Here is a 16,463-nt window from a genome sequence, read left to right on the forward strand (position 1 = left end):
CGAACGTCAATTACAGGGGCAAGCCCCAACCTGCGGTCTTTGACGGCGGCCCCTTTCGGGACTGCCCTCAAATGGGCCGCAACGCCGACATCGGCGCTGCGGCATAAAGCGAATTACTTGGCAGCGGCGGCCAGAGTGGACGGATCCACCGGCACGCCAACGCCCATCGTGCTGCTGAGCGCAACCCTCTGCACGTACTGACCCTTGGCCGCGGCGGGCTTGGCCTTGAGCAGATCCGCGATCAGCGCGTTCAGGTTGTCGGCCAGCTGCGCGGCCTCGAACGTGGACTTGCCGATGGTGGCGTGGATGATGCCGCCCTTGTCGTTGCGGAACTTGACCTGGCCGGCCTTGGCATTCTTGACCGCCGTGGCGACGTCGGCGGTAACCGAGCCGTCCTTCGGATTCGGCATCAGGCCACGGGGACCGAGCACCTGGCCGAGCTTGCCGACGACGCGCATGGCGTCGGGGGTGGCGATGACGCGGCCGTAGTTGAGGTCGCCCGCCTGCATCTTCTCGGCGAGGTCGTCCATGCCCACGGCGTCGGCGCCGGCGGCCAGGGCCGCGTCAGCCTTCTCGCCCGGCGGCACGAACACGGCCACGCGGACGGTCTTGCCGGTGCCGTGCGGCAGCAGCGAGGAACCGCGGACGCCCTGGTCGGACTTCTTCGCGTCGATGCCCAGGCGGACGGCAACGTCCACGGACTCGGCGAACTTGGCCTTGGCGTTGTCCTTGACGATCTTCAGGGCTTCGTCGAGGGAGTAGTTCTTGCCCGGCTGGACAGCGGCCGTTGCGGCCTTCATGCGCTTGGTGATCTTTGCCATGTCTTAACCCTCCACTACCAGGCCCATGGAACGCGCGCTGCCGGCGATCGTGCGCACGGCGGCATCCAGGTCGGCGGCCGTGAGGTCGGCGTCCTTGTTCTTGGCGATTTCTTCGAGCTGGGCGCGGGTGACCTTGCCCACCTTGTCGGTGTTCGGCTTGGACGAACCCTTGGCGGTGCCGGTGAGCTTCTTCAGCCAATAGGTGGCCGGGGAAGTCTTCATGGCGAAGGTGAAGCTGCGATCGGAATAGGCGGTGATCACCACGGGGACCGGCGCGCCGGGCTCCATCTTCTGCGTGGCGGCATTGAAGGCCTTGCAGAATTCCATGATGTTCAGGCCGCGCTGGCCGAGGGCCGGACCCACGGGCGGCGACGGGTTGGCCTGGCCGGCCTTGACCTGCAGCTTGATGTAACCGGTGACTTTCTTTGCCATCTTTAGTTTCCTCGCGAGTGCAGGCGCCGATGAAGGCTCCTCGCTTTTAGGCCATTCCTGGCAGGACAAGGGCCCGCATCCATGACGGGGCCTCTAAACACGGACACGCCGGGGCATGAGCCGCCAGCGTGAACCGGGCATTATAGGCATCCGGCGGCCTTAGTGCAAATCGCGTGCCGGATACGTGATTCGCCGCCGAAAAGGCGGCGAAAGTCAGGCTTTCTCGACCTGACCGAATTCCAGTTCTACCGGGGTAGAACGACCGAAAATGAGCACGGCCACGCGCAGGCGGCTCTTCTCGTAGTTGACTTCCTCGACGACGCCGTTGAAGTCGTTGAAGGGGCCTTCGGTGACGCGGACCATTTCGCCCGGCTCGAACAGCACCTTGGGACGGGGCTTTTCAACGCCTTCGCGGACGCGGCTGAGGATGGCCTCGGCCTCGGTATCCTTGATGGGCAGTGGACGGTCGGCGGTGCCGCCGATGAAGCCCATGACCTTCGGGGTTTCCTTCACCAGGTGCCAGCATTCGTCGTCGATGCGCGGGCCCTTGCCCTCGGTATCGGTTTCGATCTGCACCAGGACATAACCCGGGAAGAACTTGCGCTCGCTGCGGCGCTTCTGGCCGCCGCGCATTTCGATGACTTCTTCGGTCGGTACCAGGACTTCGCCGAATCGCTCTTCCATCGACTCGCGCTTGATGCGCTCGTCAAGGGCGCGCTTGACCTGGTGTTCGAAACCGGAATAGGCGTGAACAACGTACCAGCGGAGGCTCATGCCTTACCTCAATGTCCGAGTTTGAGCAGCCAGTCGAGCACGATCGCCTTAAACAACCAGTCGATCAGGCCCACCAGCAGCGACAGGATGATCACCACGACGATGATCACACCAGTAGTCTTGAGCGTTTCTTCCTTCGTCGGCCAGACGACCTTGCGAAGTTCGAACTGCGACTCGGAAAGAAAATGACGGAGCCTGCGGCCCGGGCCGGTGAAAGCCACGATGGCGCCGGAAATGACGATCGCGGCCAGCACGCCAACCACGCGGGTCAGCTGCGGCGCCTGCCCGTAATAGTAGAACCCGACGATGCCGGCGACCAGCACGATGGCGGCAAGCACCAGCTTGGCGGCATCGGCGGCACCCACGCCCCGGGCTTGTTCGGCCTTGGTATTCATGCGCTTGGGCTGCCGAACCGTGCCTTGTTGGCCACGAATCGCCCGCCTTCATTCCTCGATATGGCACGCCAGGAGGGACTCGAACCCCCAACCTGCGGTTTTGGAGACCGCTGCTCTGCCAATTGAGCTACTGGCGTACGTCTATAAACCTGTAACGCGACGGCGAGCGATGCTTTGCACCGCTCGCCGATCGACCTTTTCCGACCCCGGGGACACACCCCGGAGCCCTATAGCTTACTTGATGATCTTGGCCACGACACCCGCGCCGACGGTACGACCGCCCTCACGGATGGCAAAACGCAGGCCGTCGTCCATCGCGATCGGGTGGATCAGGGTGACCACCATCTTCACGTTGTCACCCGGCATCACCATTTCCACGCCCTCGGGCAGCTCGCAAGCGCCGGTGACGTCGGTGGTGCGGAAGTAGAACTGCGGACGGTAGCCCTTGAAGAACGGCGTATGACGGCCACCCTCGTCCTTCGACAGCACGTACACCTCGGCCTCGAAGGTCGTGTGCGGCTTGATCGAACCCGGCTTGGCCAGCACCTGGCCGCGCTGCACGTCGTCACGCTTGAGACCGCGCAGCAGCAGACCGGCGTTATCGCCCGCCTGGCCCTGGTCGAGCAGCTTGCGGAACATCTCCACGCCCGTGACCGTGGTCTTGACCGTGTCGATGATGCCGACCACTTCCACTTCGTCGCCGACCTTGATGATGCCGCGCTCGATACGACCGGTGACCACCGTGCCGCGACCGGAGATCGAGAACACGTCTTCCACCGGCATCAGGAAGCTCTTGTCGATGTCACGCACCGGCTCCGGAATGTAGGTGTCCAGCGCATCGACCAGCTTGATGATCGCCGGCACGCCGATTTCCGACTGGTCGCCTTCCAGCGCCAGCTTGGCCGAGCCGTGGATGATCGGGGTGTCGTCGCCCGGGAACTCGTACTTCGACAGCAGCTCGCGCACTTCCATTTCCACCAGCTCCAGGAGCTCGGCGTCGTCCACCATGTCCGCCTTGTTCAGGAAGACCACGATGTACGGCACGCCCACCTGGCGCGACAGCAGGATGTGCTCGCGCGTCTGCGGCATCGGGCCGTCGGCGGCCGAGCAGACCAGGATCGCGCCGTCCATCTGCGCCGCACCCGTGATCATGTTCTTCACGTAGTCGGCGTGGCCCGGGCAATCCACGTGCGCGTAGTGACGCACCGCGGATTCATATTCCACGTGGGCCGTCGAGATCGTGATGCCGCGCGCCTTCTCTTCCGGCGCCGCGTCGATCTGGTCGTAACCCTTGAATTCTCCACCGAAGCGCTCGGCGCCAACCTTCGTCAGCGCTGCCGTCAAGGTCGTCTTGCCATGGTCCACGTGACCGATGGTGCCGACGTTGACGTGCGGCTTGGTGCGTTCGAATTTACCCTTTGCCATGCGCGCTAAACCCCGATGGAGTCGATGATAGAAGTGGTAGTAAAGCCAAGATGGTGCTCATGACTGGAATCGAACCAGCGACCTCTTCCTTACCAAGGAAGTGCTCTACCGACTGAGCTACATGAGCAATGCAAAAACCGAAGCAGCAATGGAGCGGGAGACGGGAATCGAACCCGCACAATCAGCTTGGAAGGCTGAAGTTCTACCATTGAACTACTCCCGCCTAAGCGGAAAACCCGCATTCCTTCAACTGCAGGAATGTCTGGTGGAGGGAGGTGGATTCGAACCACCGAAGGCGTAAGCCAGCAGATTTACAGTCTGCCCCCGTTGGCCGCTTGGGTATCCCTCCAACAAAGAACGCCTATTGTGTGGCGGGGGTGCGGGGCTGTCAACATCTCGTGGACGTTTCAGGCGGAGATATCGGTGGTTGCCGGCGGCCGGTGGGCAGCGACTTCGCGCTCCATTTCACGGGTCATTTCGGCCAGTTTCCGCGCGTAAATCTGCAACTGGCGCGCTTCTTCGGATTGCGGAGTCCAGGCGGGAACCGGCGTGGGCCTGCCGTCGGGCGCGTCCAGGGCGACGAAAACCATCACGCAACTGGTGCACAAGCGCTCATCGGAGGCTTTCAGATCCCGGGCGAAGACATCCACCAGCAAGTGCATGCTGGACGTGCCGGTGTGGATCAGCCGGGCTTTGACGGTGACCAGATCGCCGATCAGGATCGGGGCGATGAACTGGATGCCGCTGACGGACACGGTGACGCAGTAGGCGCCGCTCCAGCCCACGGCGCAGGCATATCCGGCCTGGTCGATCCACTTCATGGCCATGCCGCCGTGGACCTTCCCGCCGAAGTTGACGTCGGTGGGCTGGGCCAGGAAACGAAAATTGACGTCGGGTTGTGTGCCAGCCATGACTCTCAAATGCCGTATCGGGATGCCTACATTATGCGACAGCGGCCGCCGGCCCGATGTAAGGTTCCTCGAGACAGGAAACGGGCGCGCAGCCCGGGCCATGACGGCCACCGCCCCGGGGGAGGATCAGGATGATTTTTCGCAGTGTCTCGGCAAGGCTCGCGACCTGGATGCTGTTGGGGTCTGCCTTGGTGCTGGGCGTCACTGGCGCGGCCCTGCTTGAGCATACCCGCCGCCAGGTGCTGGCCCAGACCCATCGTGAGGCGCTGGCGCTGGCCAATGGCACGGCGGCTCGGATCGCGGCACGGGTAAGCGACGCGATGGCCATCACCCGCGTGCTGCATACGGTGCTGCCCGGCCAGGCAGCGGATGCCGCCACCATGTTGCCTGACGTCATGCGTGGACATCCGGATCTCTCGGGCATTGCCGTGTCCTTCAAGCCCGCCACCCACCTGCCCCGCTCTACCCTGCTGGTCATTCGCGACCCTGGCGGCGCCATCCGCAGCCTGGAGCTTCCCCAGGACAAGACCGACGCCTGGTACGCCCAGGGCCTGTCGTGCGCCGACGGCTGCTGGCAGCGCTCCTTCATGGCTGATACGCGAGGCGGCAGCGTCGTCGGCTTCATCCAGCCGATGGAACGCAACGCCGGCGTGGTGGCCTCCGAACTGACCCTCAACTGGCTCCAGGCCCTGCTGGGCAGCCTTCCGGAACCTGCTGGCGGCTATGCCTTCGTGATGGACGAGAACCAGCTGATGCTGGCCCATGAGCGTCCGGGCTTCGTCGGTACGCGGGCCAGTGCGTTCCTGACGAGCTCAATCATCCGCAGCAAAGGCGCCCCCATGCGCCTTACGGCGGAAAATGGTGCCCGGGTCAATGAACCGAGCTGGGCTTACGTCACGCCCGTGGCGGGCACGCCCTGGCAGTTCGGCCTGGTCATCCCCGAATCACGCATCTACGCCGACATGCGCCGCACCTTCCTGACCGACCTCGCCCTGGGCCTGTTCGGGTTGCTGGCGATCTCGGCGCTGATCCTGACCATCAGCCGACGATTGCTGGCACCTCTGTCGGCCCTGACCTTGCAGGCGGAGCGGATCGCCGCCGGCGACCGTGGCCATGCCCTGCCGCCCAGCCCGTCAAGCGACGAGGTGGGGCGGCTGACGCGGAGCTTCGAGGGCATGCGCGTGGAATTGGCCGCCCAGATCGAGGCCGTCGCCGAGGGCAGCCGGGCCAGCGAGCGCCTGGCCAGCGAACTGGACATCGCGCGGTTGATCCAGACCTCGATGCTGCCGCCACCCAGGCACGCCGATGCCGACTTCGAGCTGCATGCCCACCTGCAACCGGCCCAGGCGGTCGGAGGCGACCTGTACTTCTACCTGGTGCAGCCCGATCGCCTGTGGCTGATGGTGGGCGACGTATCCGACAAGGGCGTGGCGGCGGCGCTGTTCATGGCCCGCACCGTCACCCTTGCCCGCAACCTGGCCCGCGACGCCGCCGCGCCCGACCAATTGCTGGCCGAGCTCAACGCGGAACTGGAACCGGATAACGATGCCTGCATGTTCGTTACCCTGGTCTGTGCGACGGTGGATCGCTCCAGCGGCAAGCTCTTCGTGGCCAGTGCCGGCCACGACGCACCGGTGTTGTGCCGGGGCGATACCTGCGTGCCCGTTGCCTTGGAAAGCGGGCCGGCGCTCGGCCTGCAGAAGGACGCCGACTTTCCGCTGGTCAGTACAAGGCTTCTGCCCGGCGACGAGCTGCTGATGTATTCCGACGGCATCACCGAAGCTGACAATGGCTTCCACGAACTTTTTGGCGAATCGCGCCTTATTGCAGCCATGTCGGGCACGCACGAAGCGGGTAGCCGCATCCGCATCGAGCGGCTGCTGGCCGCCGTTTCAGCGCACGCCGGCCACTTCCACCAGTCCGACGATATCGCCTTGCTGGCACTGAACTGGCAAGGTAGGGGCATGCGCACACGATTCTCCCAACGCATAGCGCCTCAGCGCGATGCCGTGTATGCCCTGCTCGATGCCGCCGAGGCGTTTACGAGGGACGCCGGCGCCGCCGAGGAAACCAGGGCCGACATTCGCCTGGCGGCGGAAGAACTGCTGGTGAACATCGTCGACCATTCCAGTGCCACCAACATCGACCTCTCGCTCGAGGCGGTGAACGACGGCTTCGACCTGTGCATCCGCGACGATGGACCGCCGTTCGACCCCTTCGCCCACCCCGAGCCCACCGATCACGGGCAGGTAGGCGGCCTTGGCATCCAGCTGGCGCGCCAGCTGGCCGACACGGCGCATTGCCAGCGCGAGCCAGGCGGTAATGTGGTGAGCCTTCGCTTTGCTTCACCATCCACATCATGAGGAACGGCGCATGAGCCTCACCATTGATCACCAACAGCAGGACCGCGGACTGGCCACGCTTGCCATCGGCGGCCGCCTGGATGCACAGACCGCTCCCGAACTCGATGCGGCCGCCGTCACCGCTGGTGAGGGTGTCAACGACAACGCCACCCTCGTGCTGGACATGAAGGGGCTGGATTACATCTCGAGTGCGGGCCTGCGCAGCATTGCCAAGATGCGCCGTGCCATGCAGGCGCGCGGCGGCACGGTCTTGCTGGTGAACCCGCAGCCGCAGGTGCGCAAGGTGTTCGATATCGTCAAGGCTGTACCGGTGAACGAGGTGTTCACCTCGATCGCGGAACTTGATGCCTACCTGGACACGATGCAGCGCAAGGTGATCGCCGAGAGCAAGGATTCGTAGATCACCAATGCGAAGCGGGCGCCATGAAGGCGCCCGCGTCTTGAGGCCATGACACCAGGGCAGTTACACGTTGAACCGGAAGTGCAGCACGTCGCCTTCCTTCACGATGTAATCCTTGCCTTCCAGGCGCAGGCGACCAGCTTCCTTCGCGCCGGATTCGCCGTTGTACTTGATGAAATCGTCATAGGCGACCGTCTCGGCGCGGATGAAGCCGCGCTCGAAATCGGTGTGGATGACGCCTGCGGCCTGCGGCGCTGTAGAGCCGCGCTTGAGCTGCCACGCGCGCACTTCCTTCTCGCCGGCAGTGAAATAGGTTTGCAGGCCCAGGAGCTTGTAGCCGGCGTTGATCACGCGGTTCAGGCCAGGCTCGGAGAGGCCGAGGTCGGCAAGGAATTCGTCGCGGTCGGCATCGTCCATCTGGGAAAGTTCTTCCTCGATGGCGGCGCACACCGGCACGACTTCTGCGCCCTCTTCCGCGGCGTGGGCGCGTACGCGGTCCAGGTGCGGGTTGTCCTGGAAACCGTCCTCGAGCACGTTGGCGATGTACATCAGCGGTTTCATGGTGATCAGGAACATGTCGCGCACCAGGGCGCGTTCCTCTTCATCCAGGCCCGCGACACGCGCCGCCTTGCCTTCGCTCAAGGCGGCGAACAGCTTGGCCAGCACGGGCTTGCGCGCCAGCGCTTCCTTGTCGTTGGCCTTGGCGGCGCGCTCGGCGCGGTTCAGGGCTTTCTCTACCGATTCCAGATCGGCCAGCGCAAGTTCGGTATCGATGGTCTCGATATCGGCGATCGGATCGACCTTGTTGGCGACGTGGATGACATCACCCTCGAAGCAACGCACCACGTGGGCGATGGCGTCGACCTCGCGGATGTGGGCCAGGAACTTGTTGCCCAGGCCCTCGCCCTTCGATGCGCCGGCCACCAGGCCCGCGATATCGACGAACTCCATGGTCGTGGGCAGGATCTTCTGCGGCTTGACGATCGCCGACAGCGCGGCCAGGCGCGGATCGGGCACCGGCACCACGCCTACGTTGGGTTCAATGGTGCAGAACGGGAAGTTCGCCGCGGCGATGCCCGCCTTGGTGAGCGCGTTGAACAGGGTGGACTTGCCGACGTTGGGCAAGCCGACGATGCCGCATTTGATACCCATGGAAGGAACCGCCAAGGTGAAGTGGGGGCGAAGCGCCTGCGCGCCGTCGCGAAATCTAGGGAAGTTTATCCGCAGCCGTGTGCAGCCGCTTCATCGCCTCGTGGAAATTGCCGGCCACGGCAAGCGGCAACACGTCGAAGGCGCGACCGATGCCATCCATGATGGCGTCCTCGTCGGCTGCCGAGGGGCGTCCGAGCACCCACGGGGTGACCTTGTCCTTGTGCCCGGGATGGCCGATGCCAACCCTCAGGCGGTGGTATTTGCCATGGCCCAGGTGGGCTGCGATGTCACGCAGGCCGTTCTGGCCACCATGGCCTCCGTCGAACTTCAGCCGCACGGTGCCGGGCTCCAAGTCGAGCTCGTCGTGCACCACCAGGCAATGTTCGGGAGGAATCTTGTAGTAGTGCAGCGCCGAAGCCACGGCGATGCCGCTCTTGTTCATGAAGGTGGCGGGCTTGAGCAGCCAGATCGCCTCGCCGGCGATACGCACCCTGCAGGCCTCGCCGTGCAGCTTGCCGTCGAAACCGAATCGCTCGCCATGAAGCGCTGCCAGCGCATCGGCAAACCAGAACCCGGCGTTGTGCCGCGTCCGGAGGTATTCGGCCCCGGGGTTACCGAGGCCGACGATAAGGCGCAGGCCTTCCATGCGTGCAAACGAACGCACCCTGCCCGCACGAAGCGGACAGGGTGCGGCCGATTACTTCTTCTCGGGCGCCGGGGCGGCGGCCGGGGCCGCGGCGTCGCCTTCGACGGCCGGGGTCTCGTCCACTTCTTCGCGGACCGAGGCGACGGTCACGACGGCGACGTCGTGTTCCTTGCCCAGGGCCAGCTCCGGGATCTCCACGTTGGCCGGAAGCTTGATCTCGGACAGGTGGATGATGTCGCCTTCGGTCAGGCTGGTGAGGTCAAGCTCCAGGTACTCCGGCAGGTTGCCCGGCAGGCACGACACGGTGACTTCCGTCAGGTTGTGCGAGATCACCAGGCCAGCGGTCTTCGCGGCAGGCGACTTTTCCTGGTTCAGGAAGTGGATGGGCACCGCGACGCGGACCAGTTCGTTCTCGTTGATGCGCAGGAAGTCCATGTGCAGCATCAACATCTTGAACGGATGCTTCTGCCAGTCACGCACCAGCACCTTCTGGGTCTTGCCGTCGACGTTGAGGTCGAGCACGGAGGAGAAGAACCACTCGTGGCGCGAGGCCAGCAGAACGGTATTGTGCTCGATCTGGATGCTTTCCGGCTCCTGGCCGGCACCGTAGACGACGGCCGGCACAAAGCCCGCACGACGCAGGCGGCGGCTCGCACCTTTCCCCTCGTCCTTGCGGCCCTGGGCCGAGATTACATGTTGGGTTGCCATGGTTGTTACCTTCAGTTTTCACAAGAAGCCACCTCGCGGTGGCCAAGACACTCACCCGCGACCAGGTGAGTGGTTAATCGATGTACAGCGAACTTACCGACTCGCCAAAGGCGATGCGGCGAATGGTTTCGGCCAGGAGCTCGGCGACCGAGAGCTGGCGGATCTTGGCGCAGCGCAGTGCATCGGCGCGCAGCGGCAAGGTATTGGTGACGACCAGCTGATCCAGCTGCGAGCCTTCGATGTTGGCGATGGCCGCTCCCGAGAGCACCGGGTGCACGCAATAGGCCACGACCTTGCGCGCGCCCTTTTCCTTCAGCGCGGCGGCGGCCGCACACAACGTGCCGGCGGTGTCGACGATGTCGTCCACCAGCACGCAGGTCTTGCCTTCGACGTCGCCGATGATGTTCATCACCGTAGCGACATTGGCCTTGGGCCGGCGCTTGTCGATGATGGCCAGGTCCGCGTCGTCCAGGCGCTTGGCCAGCGCACGGGCGCGCACCACGCCGCCCACATCCGGGCTGACCACGATGATGTCGTCCATGCTGTGGTGGCGCCAGATGTCAGCCAGCAGCACGGGTGATGCGTAGACGTTGTCGACCGGGATATCGAAGAAACCCTGGATCTGGTCGGCGTGCAAATCGACCGTGAGCACGCGGTCGACGCCGGCGGTGGCGATCATCTTGGCCACCAGCTTGGCGGTGATGGGCACGCGAGCCGAACGCGGCCGGCGGTCCTGGCGGGCATAGCCGAAATAGGGCATCACCGCCGTCACCGAGGCCGCCGAGGCGCGCTTGAGCGCATCGACCAGCACCAGCAACTCGAAGAGGTTCTCCGCGCTGGGCGCGCCCGTGGGCTGGATGACGAACACTTCCTGCCGGCGGACGTTCTCTTCGATCTCGATCTGTGCCTCGCCATCGCTGAAGCGGCCGATCTGGGCCTTGCCCAGCGGAACGTTCAGGCGCGTGCAAACGTCCTCGGACAGGGCGCGGTGGGCATTACCGGTGAAGAGCATCGGGGTGGACGTGTCCACTTGAGACCTCGTGAGTGATTCATTGCCCAGGACATCCCGCTTGAAGCGGGGCGCCGCGCGACCTTGATTGCGTGATGCCTGATAACCAACGACCAGCCCTTTCGGGATGGCTGGGGCGGCAGGATTCGAACCTGCGCATGCGGGAATCAAAATCCCGTGCCTTAACCAGCTTGGCGACGCCCCAACAGCGTGTTCAATGTTTCTTTTTCTTGTGACTCTTGTGACCCGGCTTGCGCCGGGGCGTATCGAAGCGTTCGAGCGTCATCCGCAGCGGCGAGCGACCCAGGCCGGCGCTGACCCACGCGTTCATCGAGGGATCAACCTGCCGGGCCACGGCCAGTGCCGCGTCGTAGGTCCTCGTCTCGAGGAAGACGCAAGCACCACTTCCTGACAACTGCGCGCGGCCGAAGCCCGAGAGCCAGTCCAGCGCGGCGGCCACCCGGGGGTAGCGCGCGCGAACGACCGGCTCGAAGGCATTTTCGCCTACTTGCCCTGAAACAAAGGCCGAAATTGTCGCTTCCGGGGCCTCCCGTGTCAATTCGGGAGCCTGGAACAGCGCTGCCGTAGGCACCTGTTCGCCCGGATCGACCACCACATACCAGCGCTGGGGCAGCTTGATCGGCCGCACGCGCTCGCCCACCCCTGCCGCCCAGGCCGAACGGCCACGGACGAATACCGGGACATCGGCGCCGAGCTTCAAGCCCAGGGCGGCCAGTTCGTCCTCGCTTAAGGACAGGTTCCACAGCCGGTTCAGGCTCACAAGCACGGTGGCGGCATCGGAACTGCCGCCGCCCAGTCCGCCGCCGGCGGGAATGCGCTTTTCCACTTCGATATCCACACCCAGGCGGCAACCGGTGTGCTCGGCGAGCAGGCGCGCTGCGCGCACCGCCAGATCGGCCTCAGGCTCCACCCCCGGTGCGCCTGCCCCGCGCTCGATGCGGCCATCGTCGCGGACGCGCAAACGGACCTCATCGCCCCATTCGAGCAGGCGGAAGACCGTCTGCAGTTCGTGGTAACCATCGGGCCGGCGACCGGTCAGGCGCAGAAACAGGTTCAGCTTCGCCGGCGCCGGCAGCGACATCCAGTCGCCCGGGCCCAGCGGCGCCAGCTCCCGGCGCATGAAGACACGCAAGCCGTCTGGAAAGCCGTTGTCGCGGTCGCGCTCCAGGGCAAAGGCGAATTCCGGGTGATTCTTGTCGACCGGCACGAAGCCATGGCGGGCGTAGAACGGGCCGTTCCAGCTGACGTCTGCCAGGGTGCCAAGGTCAACCGAGTGGTAGCCGGCCGACCGGGCCCAGGCACAGGCGTGCTCGAGCAAGCCTGAGCCGATGCCCTGGCGGGCATGGCCAGGCAGCACGTCAATCTCGGCCAGGCCGATGGTAGAGCCACCCTCCTCCGCATCCAGCCAGACGAAACCCACCGGTGTACGGTCGGCCAGGCGCGCCACCCAGACCAGTCCCTTGCCGATGGCTTCATGAAGCACATCCGGCGGAATGCTCATTGCCGCATAGAACGGCCAAGCCGCGTGGCTGCGGAAGAGCTCCACGGCCGCTCGCTCGATCGCGCAAAGGGCGTCGATATCGTCATAGACGGCGCGGACGATGGTCCAGGGCGCGTCCGGGGCGGGCGCGTGGGATGAAGGCATGCGGGGGAGCCAGGCAGGCGGAAAGACCGCCAAGTCTAGCGAAACTCCCACCCCATCCGGGCCAGCTTCACCGTATAGGGCGCACGCGTGGCGTAGACCTTCATCGGCAGACGAGGCTGGGCGGCCGGATCCCACTCGGGATAAACGATGGTCCAGCCGTCTTGGACCAGTTCGCTGGGCAGGCCGTCAGCGCCAAAATGGACGTCCGCCGTTTTGCCGGCGGCGCGCACCGCCATCACCCAGGCCTTGAGGTCCGCCAGGGGCACACGAAATCCCAGTGCCTTGTCCATCAAGCTTTCGGCATCCGGACCATGCAGGGGGCCGGATTTGTCGGCCCCTTCCAGCAGCGCGCCGCCGGCATCGCCCGACAGCCGTACCTGGCGACCGGGGAAGGCCACGGTGAAGTCGTAGCGGTCGCCGTCCTGCACCCAGGTAAGGTCGCCGCTGCCGCCATCCTTGCCGTTACCCACGTACATGCGGGCGGTGAGCGTCCAGTGGTCTCGTCCGGAGAGGGCGGTTTCGCGGGTTTCCTGGGCGGCTACCGTGGCAGGGTCGCCGACCATCCGCACCGGGCGCGTGGTAGCGCAGCCGGCCAGCAGAAGCATGCCGGCCAGGGCGGTCAATCTCACCTTCACGGATGAAGCCTTTTTTCCGCGTCGATCAGGGCGGTGTTCTTCGGGTCGAGCTTGCGTACCTGGTCGAAGACACGGCGGGCTTCGTCCTTGTTGCCGAGCTTCCACAGCACCTCGCCCAGGTGCGCGCCGACGTCGCCATCCTTCCGGGCAGCCCACGAGCCACGCAGGGTCTGCGCGGCTACATCGAGGTGACCGAGGCGGTATTGCACCCAGCCCCATGAATCGGCGATGGCGGGGTCGTCTGGATGGGCATCGCGTGCGGCCTTCACCAGCTGCTCGGCCTCGGGCAGATCGCGGTTGGCATCGGCCAGCGTGTAACCGAGTGCATTGCTGGCGTCCACGTCGCCGGGCTTCAGATCCAGGACATGGCGAAGGTCGGCCACCGCGGCATCCACCTTGCCGGCCTCGGCGTAAGCCAGGCCGCGCGAATACACCAGTTCCGGATCATCCGGGGTCACCCGCAGCGCGCGGCCATAGGCATCAGCGGCGTCGGTGAAGCGGCGCTCACGCATGTAGAGCTCGGCATCGACCACGATGGCGCGGCGCAGTTGCTCTGGCTGGTCGGCGTAATCCATCTGCATCTGCTGGGCAGCCGCGTGGGCTTCCTCGGAACGACCCTGCTGCAGCAGCACCACGGCAGAGCGGGCATCGGCATCGAAGGCGTGCGAGTCGCCGTCGGCCACCTGGTCGTACCAGTCCAGGGCTTCGTCCGGCTTGCCAAGCAGTTCCGCCAGCTGACCGGCGAGGTAGGCGGTATTGGCCTGGGTTTCATCCGGGGCGCGCTTGATCTGGGCGTAGATCAGGGCCAGTTCCGTGCGGTCATTGCGCTTGGCCGCAAGGGCGGTGCGGATGGCGAAGGTTTCCGGGCTTTGCGGGCCGTCCTTGAGCAGCTTGGTGGCGGCGGCTTCCTCGCCGGACTGTCCCAGCAGCGTGGCATAGGCCAGGCGCAGGTGGACATCCTTCGGGCTCTTGGCCAGGGCCTTGCCGAAATAGGCCTTGGCGCCAGCCTTGTCGCCCGCCTTGAAGCGCATCTGGCCGGCCCAGGCGTAACTGCGGGCATCGTGGAACTTCGCAAGCGCACCGTCGGCGATCTTCTGCGCGTAGTCGTGGCGGCCTAGCCGGTCACCCAGCTCGCTCATCGCAAGCCAGGCTTCTGAATCGTTCGGCAAGCGGTCGGGCGTGGCCACCGCCTCCAGCATCCGCGCGGCCTGGGCGGAGTCGCGGGCATTCACCAGCACCCGGCCGAAATCGCGCCATGCATCGGCATCATGGGTGTCCACCAACAGCTGAAGCTGCTTGCGGGCCTCCTCGCCCTGACCGCGGTCCAGGGCCAATTCCGCCCGCATCGCCGCAAGTTGGGCGGGCTTTGCGCCAAGCTGTTGCCAGCGGGACAGGGCCCGGTCACTGGCGGCGGTATCGTGGGTGGCCAGCGCCAGCTGGGCGGCGCGTTCGGCCACCGCCGGGTTATCGGAAAGCTCAGCTGCCCGGCCATAGGCGGCCGAGGCGGCGGGCAGATCGGTGCGGGAAAGGGCAAAATCGCCTTCCAGCAACTGCGCCATGACGTCACGCTCCGGCGGCAGGGTGGCCACGGTAAGGTGGTCCAGCGGCTGGGGCGGCGCGGGCTTGGGGGGAGGCAACCGGGTGGCGGTATTTGCGCACCCAACAAGGAGCAAAATACCGCTGGCGGTGGTCACACGTTGCCGCAGTTGCTTGAATCTGGCCTTGCCGCTCCCCACAATTGCTCTCCAGTTGCCATCGGTTCTCGTTGCCGGGGGCAGGTGTTGCCGCCCGCGGGCACAGCTTAGCCTACGCCTTGCAACACGCCATGATTCCCACGGACGCAACCACCACGCCATGCCGCTGATCGCTCTCGGGCTCAACCACCTCACCGCGCCGGTGGCCTTGCGCGAGCAGGTGGCATTCGATGGCGCGCTGTCCTCGCAAGCCCTGGACGACCTCAAGCGCCAACCCGGCGTGGAAGAGGCGATGATCCTGTCCACCTGCAACCGGACCGAGCTTTACTGTTCCGTGACACCAGGCGCGGAGCACGTACCGCAGTCGTGGCTGTCGCACCAGCAACGTATGACCCCGCAACGGCTCGATGAGTTCCTTTACACGCACTTCGAGGATGAAGCCGTACGCCACATGTTCCGCGTGGCGACGGGGCTGGATTCCCTGGTACTGGGCGAACCCCAGATCCTTGGCCAGGTGAAGGATGCCTACCAGATAGCCAGGGAGGCCCAGTCGCTGCGGGCTCCCATGGACCGCCTGCTGCAGCACACGTTCGCGGTGGCCAAGCGCGTGCGCACCGATACGCGTATCGGTGCGCATACGGTGTCGGTGGCATACACCGCGGTGCGCCTGGCCGAGCAGGTGTTCACGGACCTGCGCCAGGCCTGTGTCCTGTTGATCGGTGCTGGCGAAACCATTGAACTGGCCGCCCGCCACCTGGCGGACAAGAAAGTACGCCGCCTGCTGGTGGCCAACCGCACGCTCGAGAACGCCCAGGCGCTGGCCAGCCAGCACAGCGGTTATGCCATTGCCCTGCACGACCTGCCCCGGCACCTGGCCGAAGCCGACATCGTGATCACCTCCACCGCCTCGCGCCAGCCAGTGGTTACGCGGGACATGGTGGCCGCCGCCATCGGCCAGCGCCGCCGCCGCCCGATGTTCATGGTGGACATCGCCGTGCCGCGCGACATCGACCCTGGCGTCGCCACGCTCGACGACGTCTATCTTTACGGTATCGACGACCTTCGCCAGGTGATCGACGAGAACCGCAAGTCGCGCGCCAGCGCCGCGCTCGACGCCGAGGCCATCATCGAACTGCAGGTGCAGCGCTACATGTCGTGGCGCCGGGCCCTGAGCGTGCGCAACCCCGCGCTGGACATGCGAAGCGCCGCCGAAGCCCATCGCGACGAAGTGCTGTTGCGTGCCCAGGCCATGCTCCGCAACGGCAAGTCGCCGGAAGAAGCCCTGGCGTACCTGGCCAATACGCTCACCAACAAATTGCTGCACGCGCCCAGCGCACGCCTGCGCGATGCGGCGCTTGCAGGCGATCTTGACCTCCTGCATGCCGCCGGGCGCCTCTACGGACTGGACGCGGACGAGGCACCTTCCGCATGA

The 16,463-nt window shown here is 65.4% G+C and carries 16 protein-coding genes and 5 tRNA genes; 3 read left to right on the top strand and 18 right to left on the bottom strand.

Annotated elements, in window-relative coordinates:
- Positions 1–113: 113 nt before the first annotated feature.
- From rplA to NDK18_RS05150, 10 genes are all read right to left on the bottom strand, one after another.
- Positions 114–821 carry a 50S ribosomal protein L1 gene (gene rplA / locus NDK18_RS05105; RefSeq protein WP_250625397.1) on the bottom strand — a complete coding sequence of 236 codons (708 nt, stop codon included), beginning with the start codon at positions 819–821 and terminating at the stop codon, positions 114–116.
- Positions 822–824: 3 nt separating this feature from the next.
- Complete coding sequence (gene rplK, locus NDK18_RS05110; protein WP_250625396.1) at positions 825–1,253, bottom strand: 50S ribosomal protein L11; 429 nt, start codon at positions 1,251–1,253, stop codon at positions 825–827.
- 213 nt (positions 1,254–1,466) lie between these two features.
- On the bottom strand, positions 1,467–2,027 hold the full coding sequence (gene nusG / locus NDK18_RS05115) for a transcription termination/antitermination protein NusG (RefSeq protein ID WP_250625395.1): 561 nt from the start codon (positions 2,025–2,027) through the stop codon (positions 1,467–1,469).
- Positions 2,028–2,035: 8 nt separating this feature from the next.
- Positions 2,036–2,422, bottom strand: a complete 387-nt coding sequence (gene secE, locus NDK18_RS05120) for a preprotein translocase subunit SecE (protein WP_250625394.1) — start codon at positions 2,420–2,422, stop codon at positions 2,036–2,038.
- A 61-nt stretch (positions 2,423–2,483) separates the two neighbouring features.
- Positions 2,484–2,559, bottom strand: a tRNA-Trp gene (locus NDK18_RS05125).
- Positions 2,560–2,656: 97 nt separating this feature from the next.
- Positions 2,657–3,847, bottom strand: a complete 1,191-nt coding sequence (gene tuf, locus NDK18_RS05130) for an elongation factor Tu (RefSeq protein ID WP_250625393.1) — start codon at positions 3,845–3,847, stop codon at positions 2,657–2,659.
- Between the two features lie 51 nt (positions 3,848–3,898).
- A tRNA-Thr gene (locus tag NDK18_RS05135) sits at positions 3,899–3,974 on the bottom strand.
- Positions 3,975–3,996: 22 nt separating this feature from the next.
- A tRNA-Gly gene (locus tag NDK18_RS05140) sits at positions 3,997–4,070 on the bottom strand.
- 40 nt (positions 4,071–4,110) lie between these two features.
- Positions 4,111–4,196, bottom strand: a tRNA-Tyr gene (locus NDK18_RS05145).
- Positions 4,197–4,254: 58 nt separating this feature from the next.
- Positions 4,255–4,758: an acyl-CoA thioesterase gene (locus NDK18_RS05150; protein ID WP_250625392.1), complete on the bottom strand. Its 504-nt coding sequence runs from the start codon at positions 4,756–4,758 to the stop codon at positions 4,255–4,257.
- Between the two features lie 131 nt (positions 4,759–4,889).
- On the opposite strand from NDK18_RS05150, the gene NDK18_RS05155 reads away from it, so the two are divergent.
- Together NDK18_RS05155 and NDK18_RS05160 are read left to right on the top strand one after the other, a co-directional pair.
- Positions 4,890–7,121: a SpoIIE family protein phosphatase gene (locus NDK18_RS05155; RefSeq protein WP_250627246.1), complete on the top strand. Its 2,232-nt coding sequence runs from the start codon at positions 4,890–4,892 to the stop codon at positions 7,119–7,121.
- A 10-nt stretch (positions 7,122–7,131) separates the two neighbouring features.
- Positions 7,132–7,521 carry an STAS domain-containing protein gene (locus tag NDK18_RS05160; protein ID WP_250627247.1) on the top strand — a complete coding sequence of 130 codons (390 nt, stop codon included), beginning with the start codon at positions 7,132–7,134 and terminating at the stop codon, positions 7,519–7,521.
- Between the two features lie 63 nt (positions 7,522–7,584).
- Here NDK18_RS05160 and ychF read toward each other — a convergent pair whose 3' ends face one another.
- From ychF to NDK18_RS05200, 8 genes are all read right to left on the bottom strand, one after another.
- On the bottom strand, positions 7,585–8,673 hold the full coding sequence (gene ychF / locus NDK18_RS05165; protein ID WP_250625383.1) for a redox-regulated ATPase YchF: 1,089 nt from the start codon (positions 8,671–8,673) through the stop codon (positions 7,585–7,587).
- Positions 8,674–8,728: 55 nt separating this feature from the next.
- Complete coding sequence (gene pth / locus NDK18_RS05170; RefSeq protein WP_250625901.1) at positions 8,729–9,319, bottom strand: aminoacyl-tRNA hydrolase; 591 nt, start codon at positions 9,317–9,319, stop codon at positions 8,729–8,731.
- Positions 9,320–9,370: 51 nt separating this feature from the next.
- The gene (locus NDK18_RS05175; RefSeq protein WP_250625381.1) at positions 9,371–10,027 is read right to left on the bottom strand and encodes a 50S ribosomal protein L25/general stress protein Ctc; all 657 of its coding nucleotides are present in this window, start codon (positions 10,025–10,027) and stop codon (positions 9,371–9,373) included.
- 73 nt (positions 10,028–10,100) lie between these two features.
- On the bottom strand, positions 10,101–11,039 hold the full coding sequence (locus NDK18_RS05180) for a ribose-phosphate diphosphokinase (RefSeq protein WP_250625900.1): 939 nt from the start codon (positions 11,037–11,039) through the stop codon (positions 10,101–10,103).
- 125 nt (positions 11,040–11,164) lie between these two features.
- A tRNA-Gln gene (locus NDK18_RS05185) sits at positions 11,165–11,241 on the bottom strand.
- A 9-nt stretch (positions 11,242–11,250) separates the two neighbouring features.
- A complete protein-coding gene (gene ispE, locus NDK18_RS05190) occupies positions 11,251–12,702 on the bottom strand; it encodes a 4-(cytidine 5'-diphospho)-2-C-methyl-D-erythritol kinase (RefSeq protein ID WP_250627248.1) in 1,452 nt (483 codons plus the stop codon).
- 35 nt (positions 12,703–12,737) lie between these two features.
- On the bottom strand, positions 12,738–13,337 hold the full coding sequence (locus NDK18_RS05195; protein ID WP_250627249.1) for an outer membrane lipoprotein LolB: 600 nt from the start codon (positions 13,335–13,337) through the stop codon (positions 12,738–12,740).
- Complete coding sequence (locus NDK18_RS05200) at positions 13,334–14,926, bottom strand: tetratricopeptide repeat protein (protein WP_343219679.1); 1,593 nt, start codon at positions 14,924–14,926, stop codon at positions 13,334–13,336. The genes NDK18_RS05195 and NDK18_RS05200 overlap by 4 nt, the downstream gene beginning before the upstream one ends.
- 265 nt (positions 14,927–15,191) lie before the next feature.
- Here NDK18_RS05200 and hemA point away from each other — a divergent pair, with 265 nt between their 5' ends.
- A complete protein-coding gene (gene hemA, locus NDK18_RS05205) occupies positions 15,192–16,463 on the top strand; it encodes a glutamyl-tRNA reductase (RefSeq protein WP_250625377.1) in 1,272 nt (423 codons plus the stop codon).

This window comes from Pinirhizobacter soli (genome assembly GCF_015905305.1).
In the GTDB taxonomy this organism is placed as follows: Bacteria; Pseudomonadota; Gammaproteobacteria; order Xanthomonadales; family Rhodanobacteraceae; genus Pinirhizobacter; species Pinirhizobacter soli.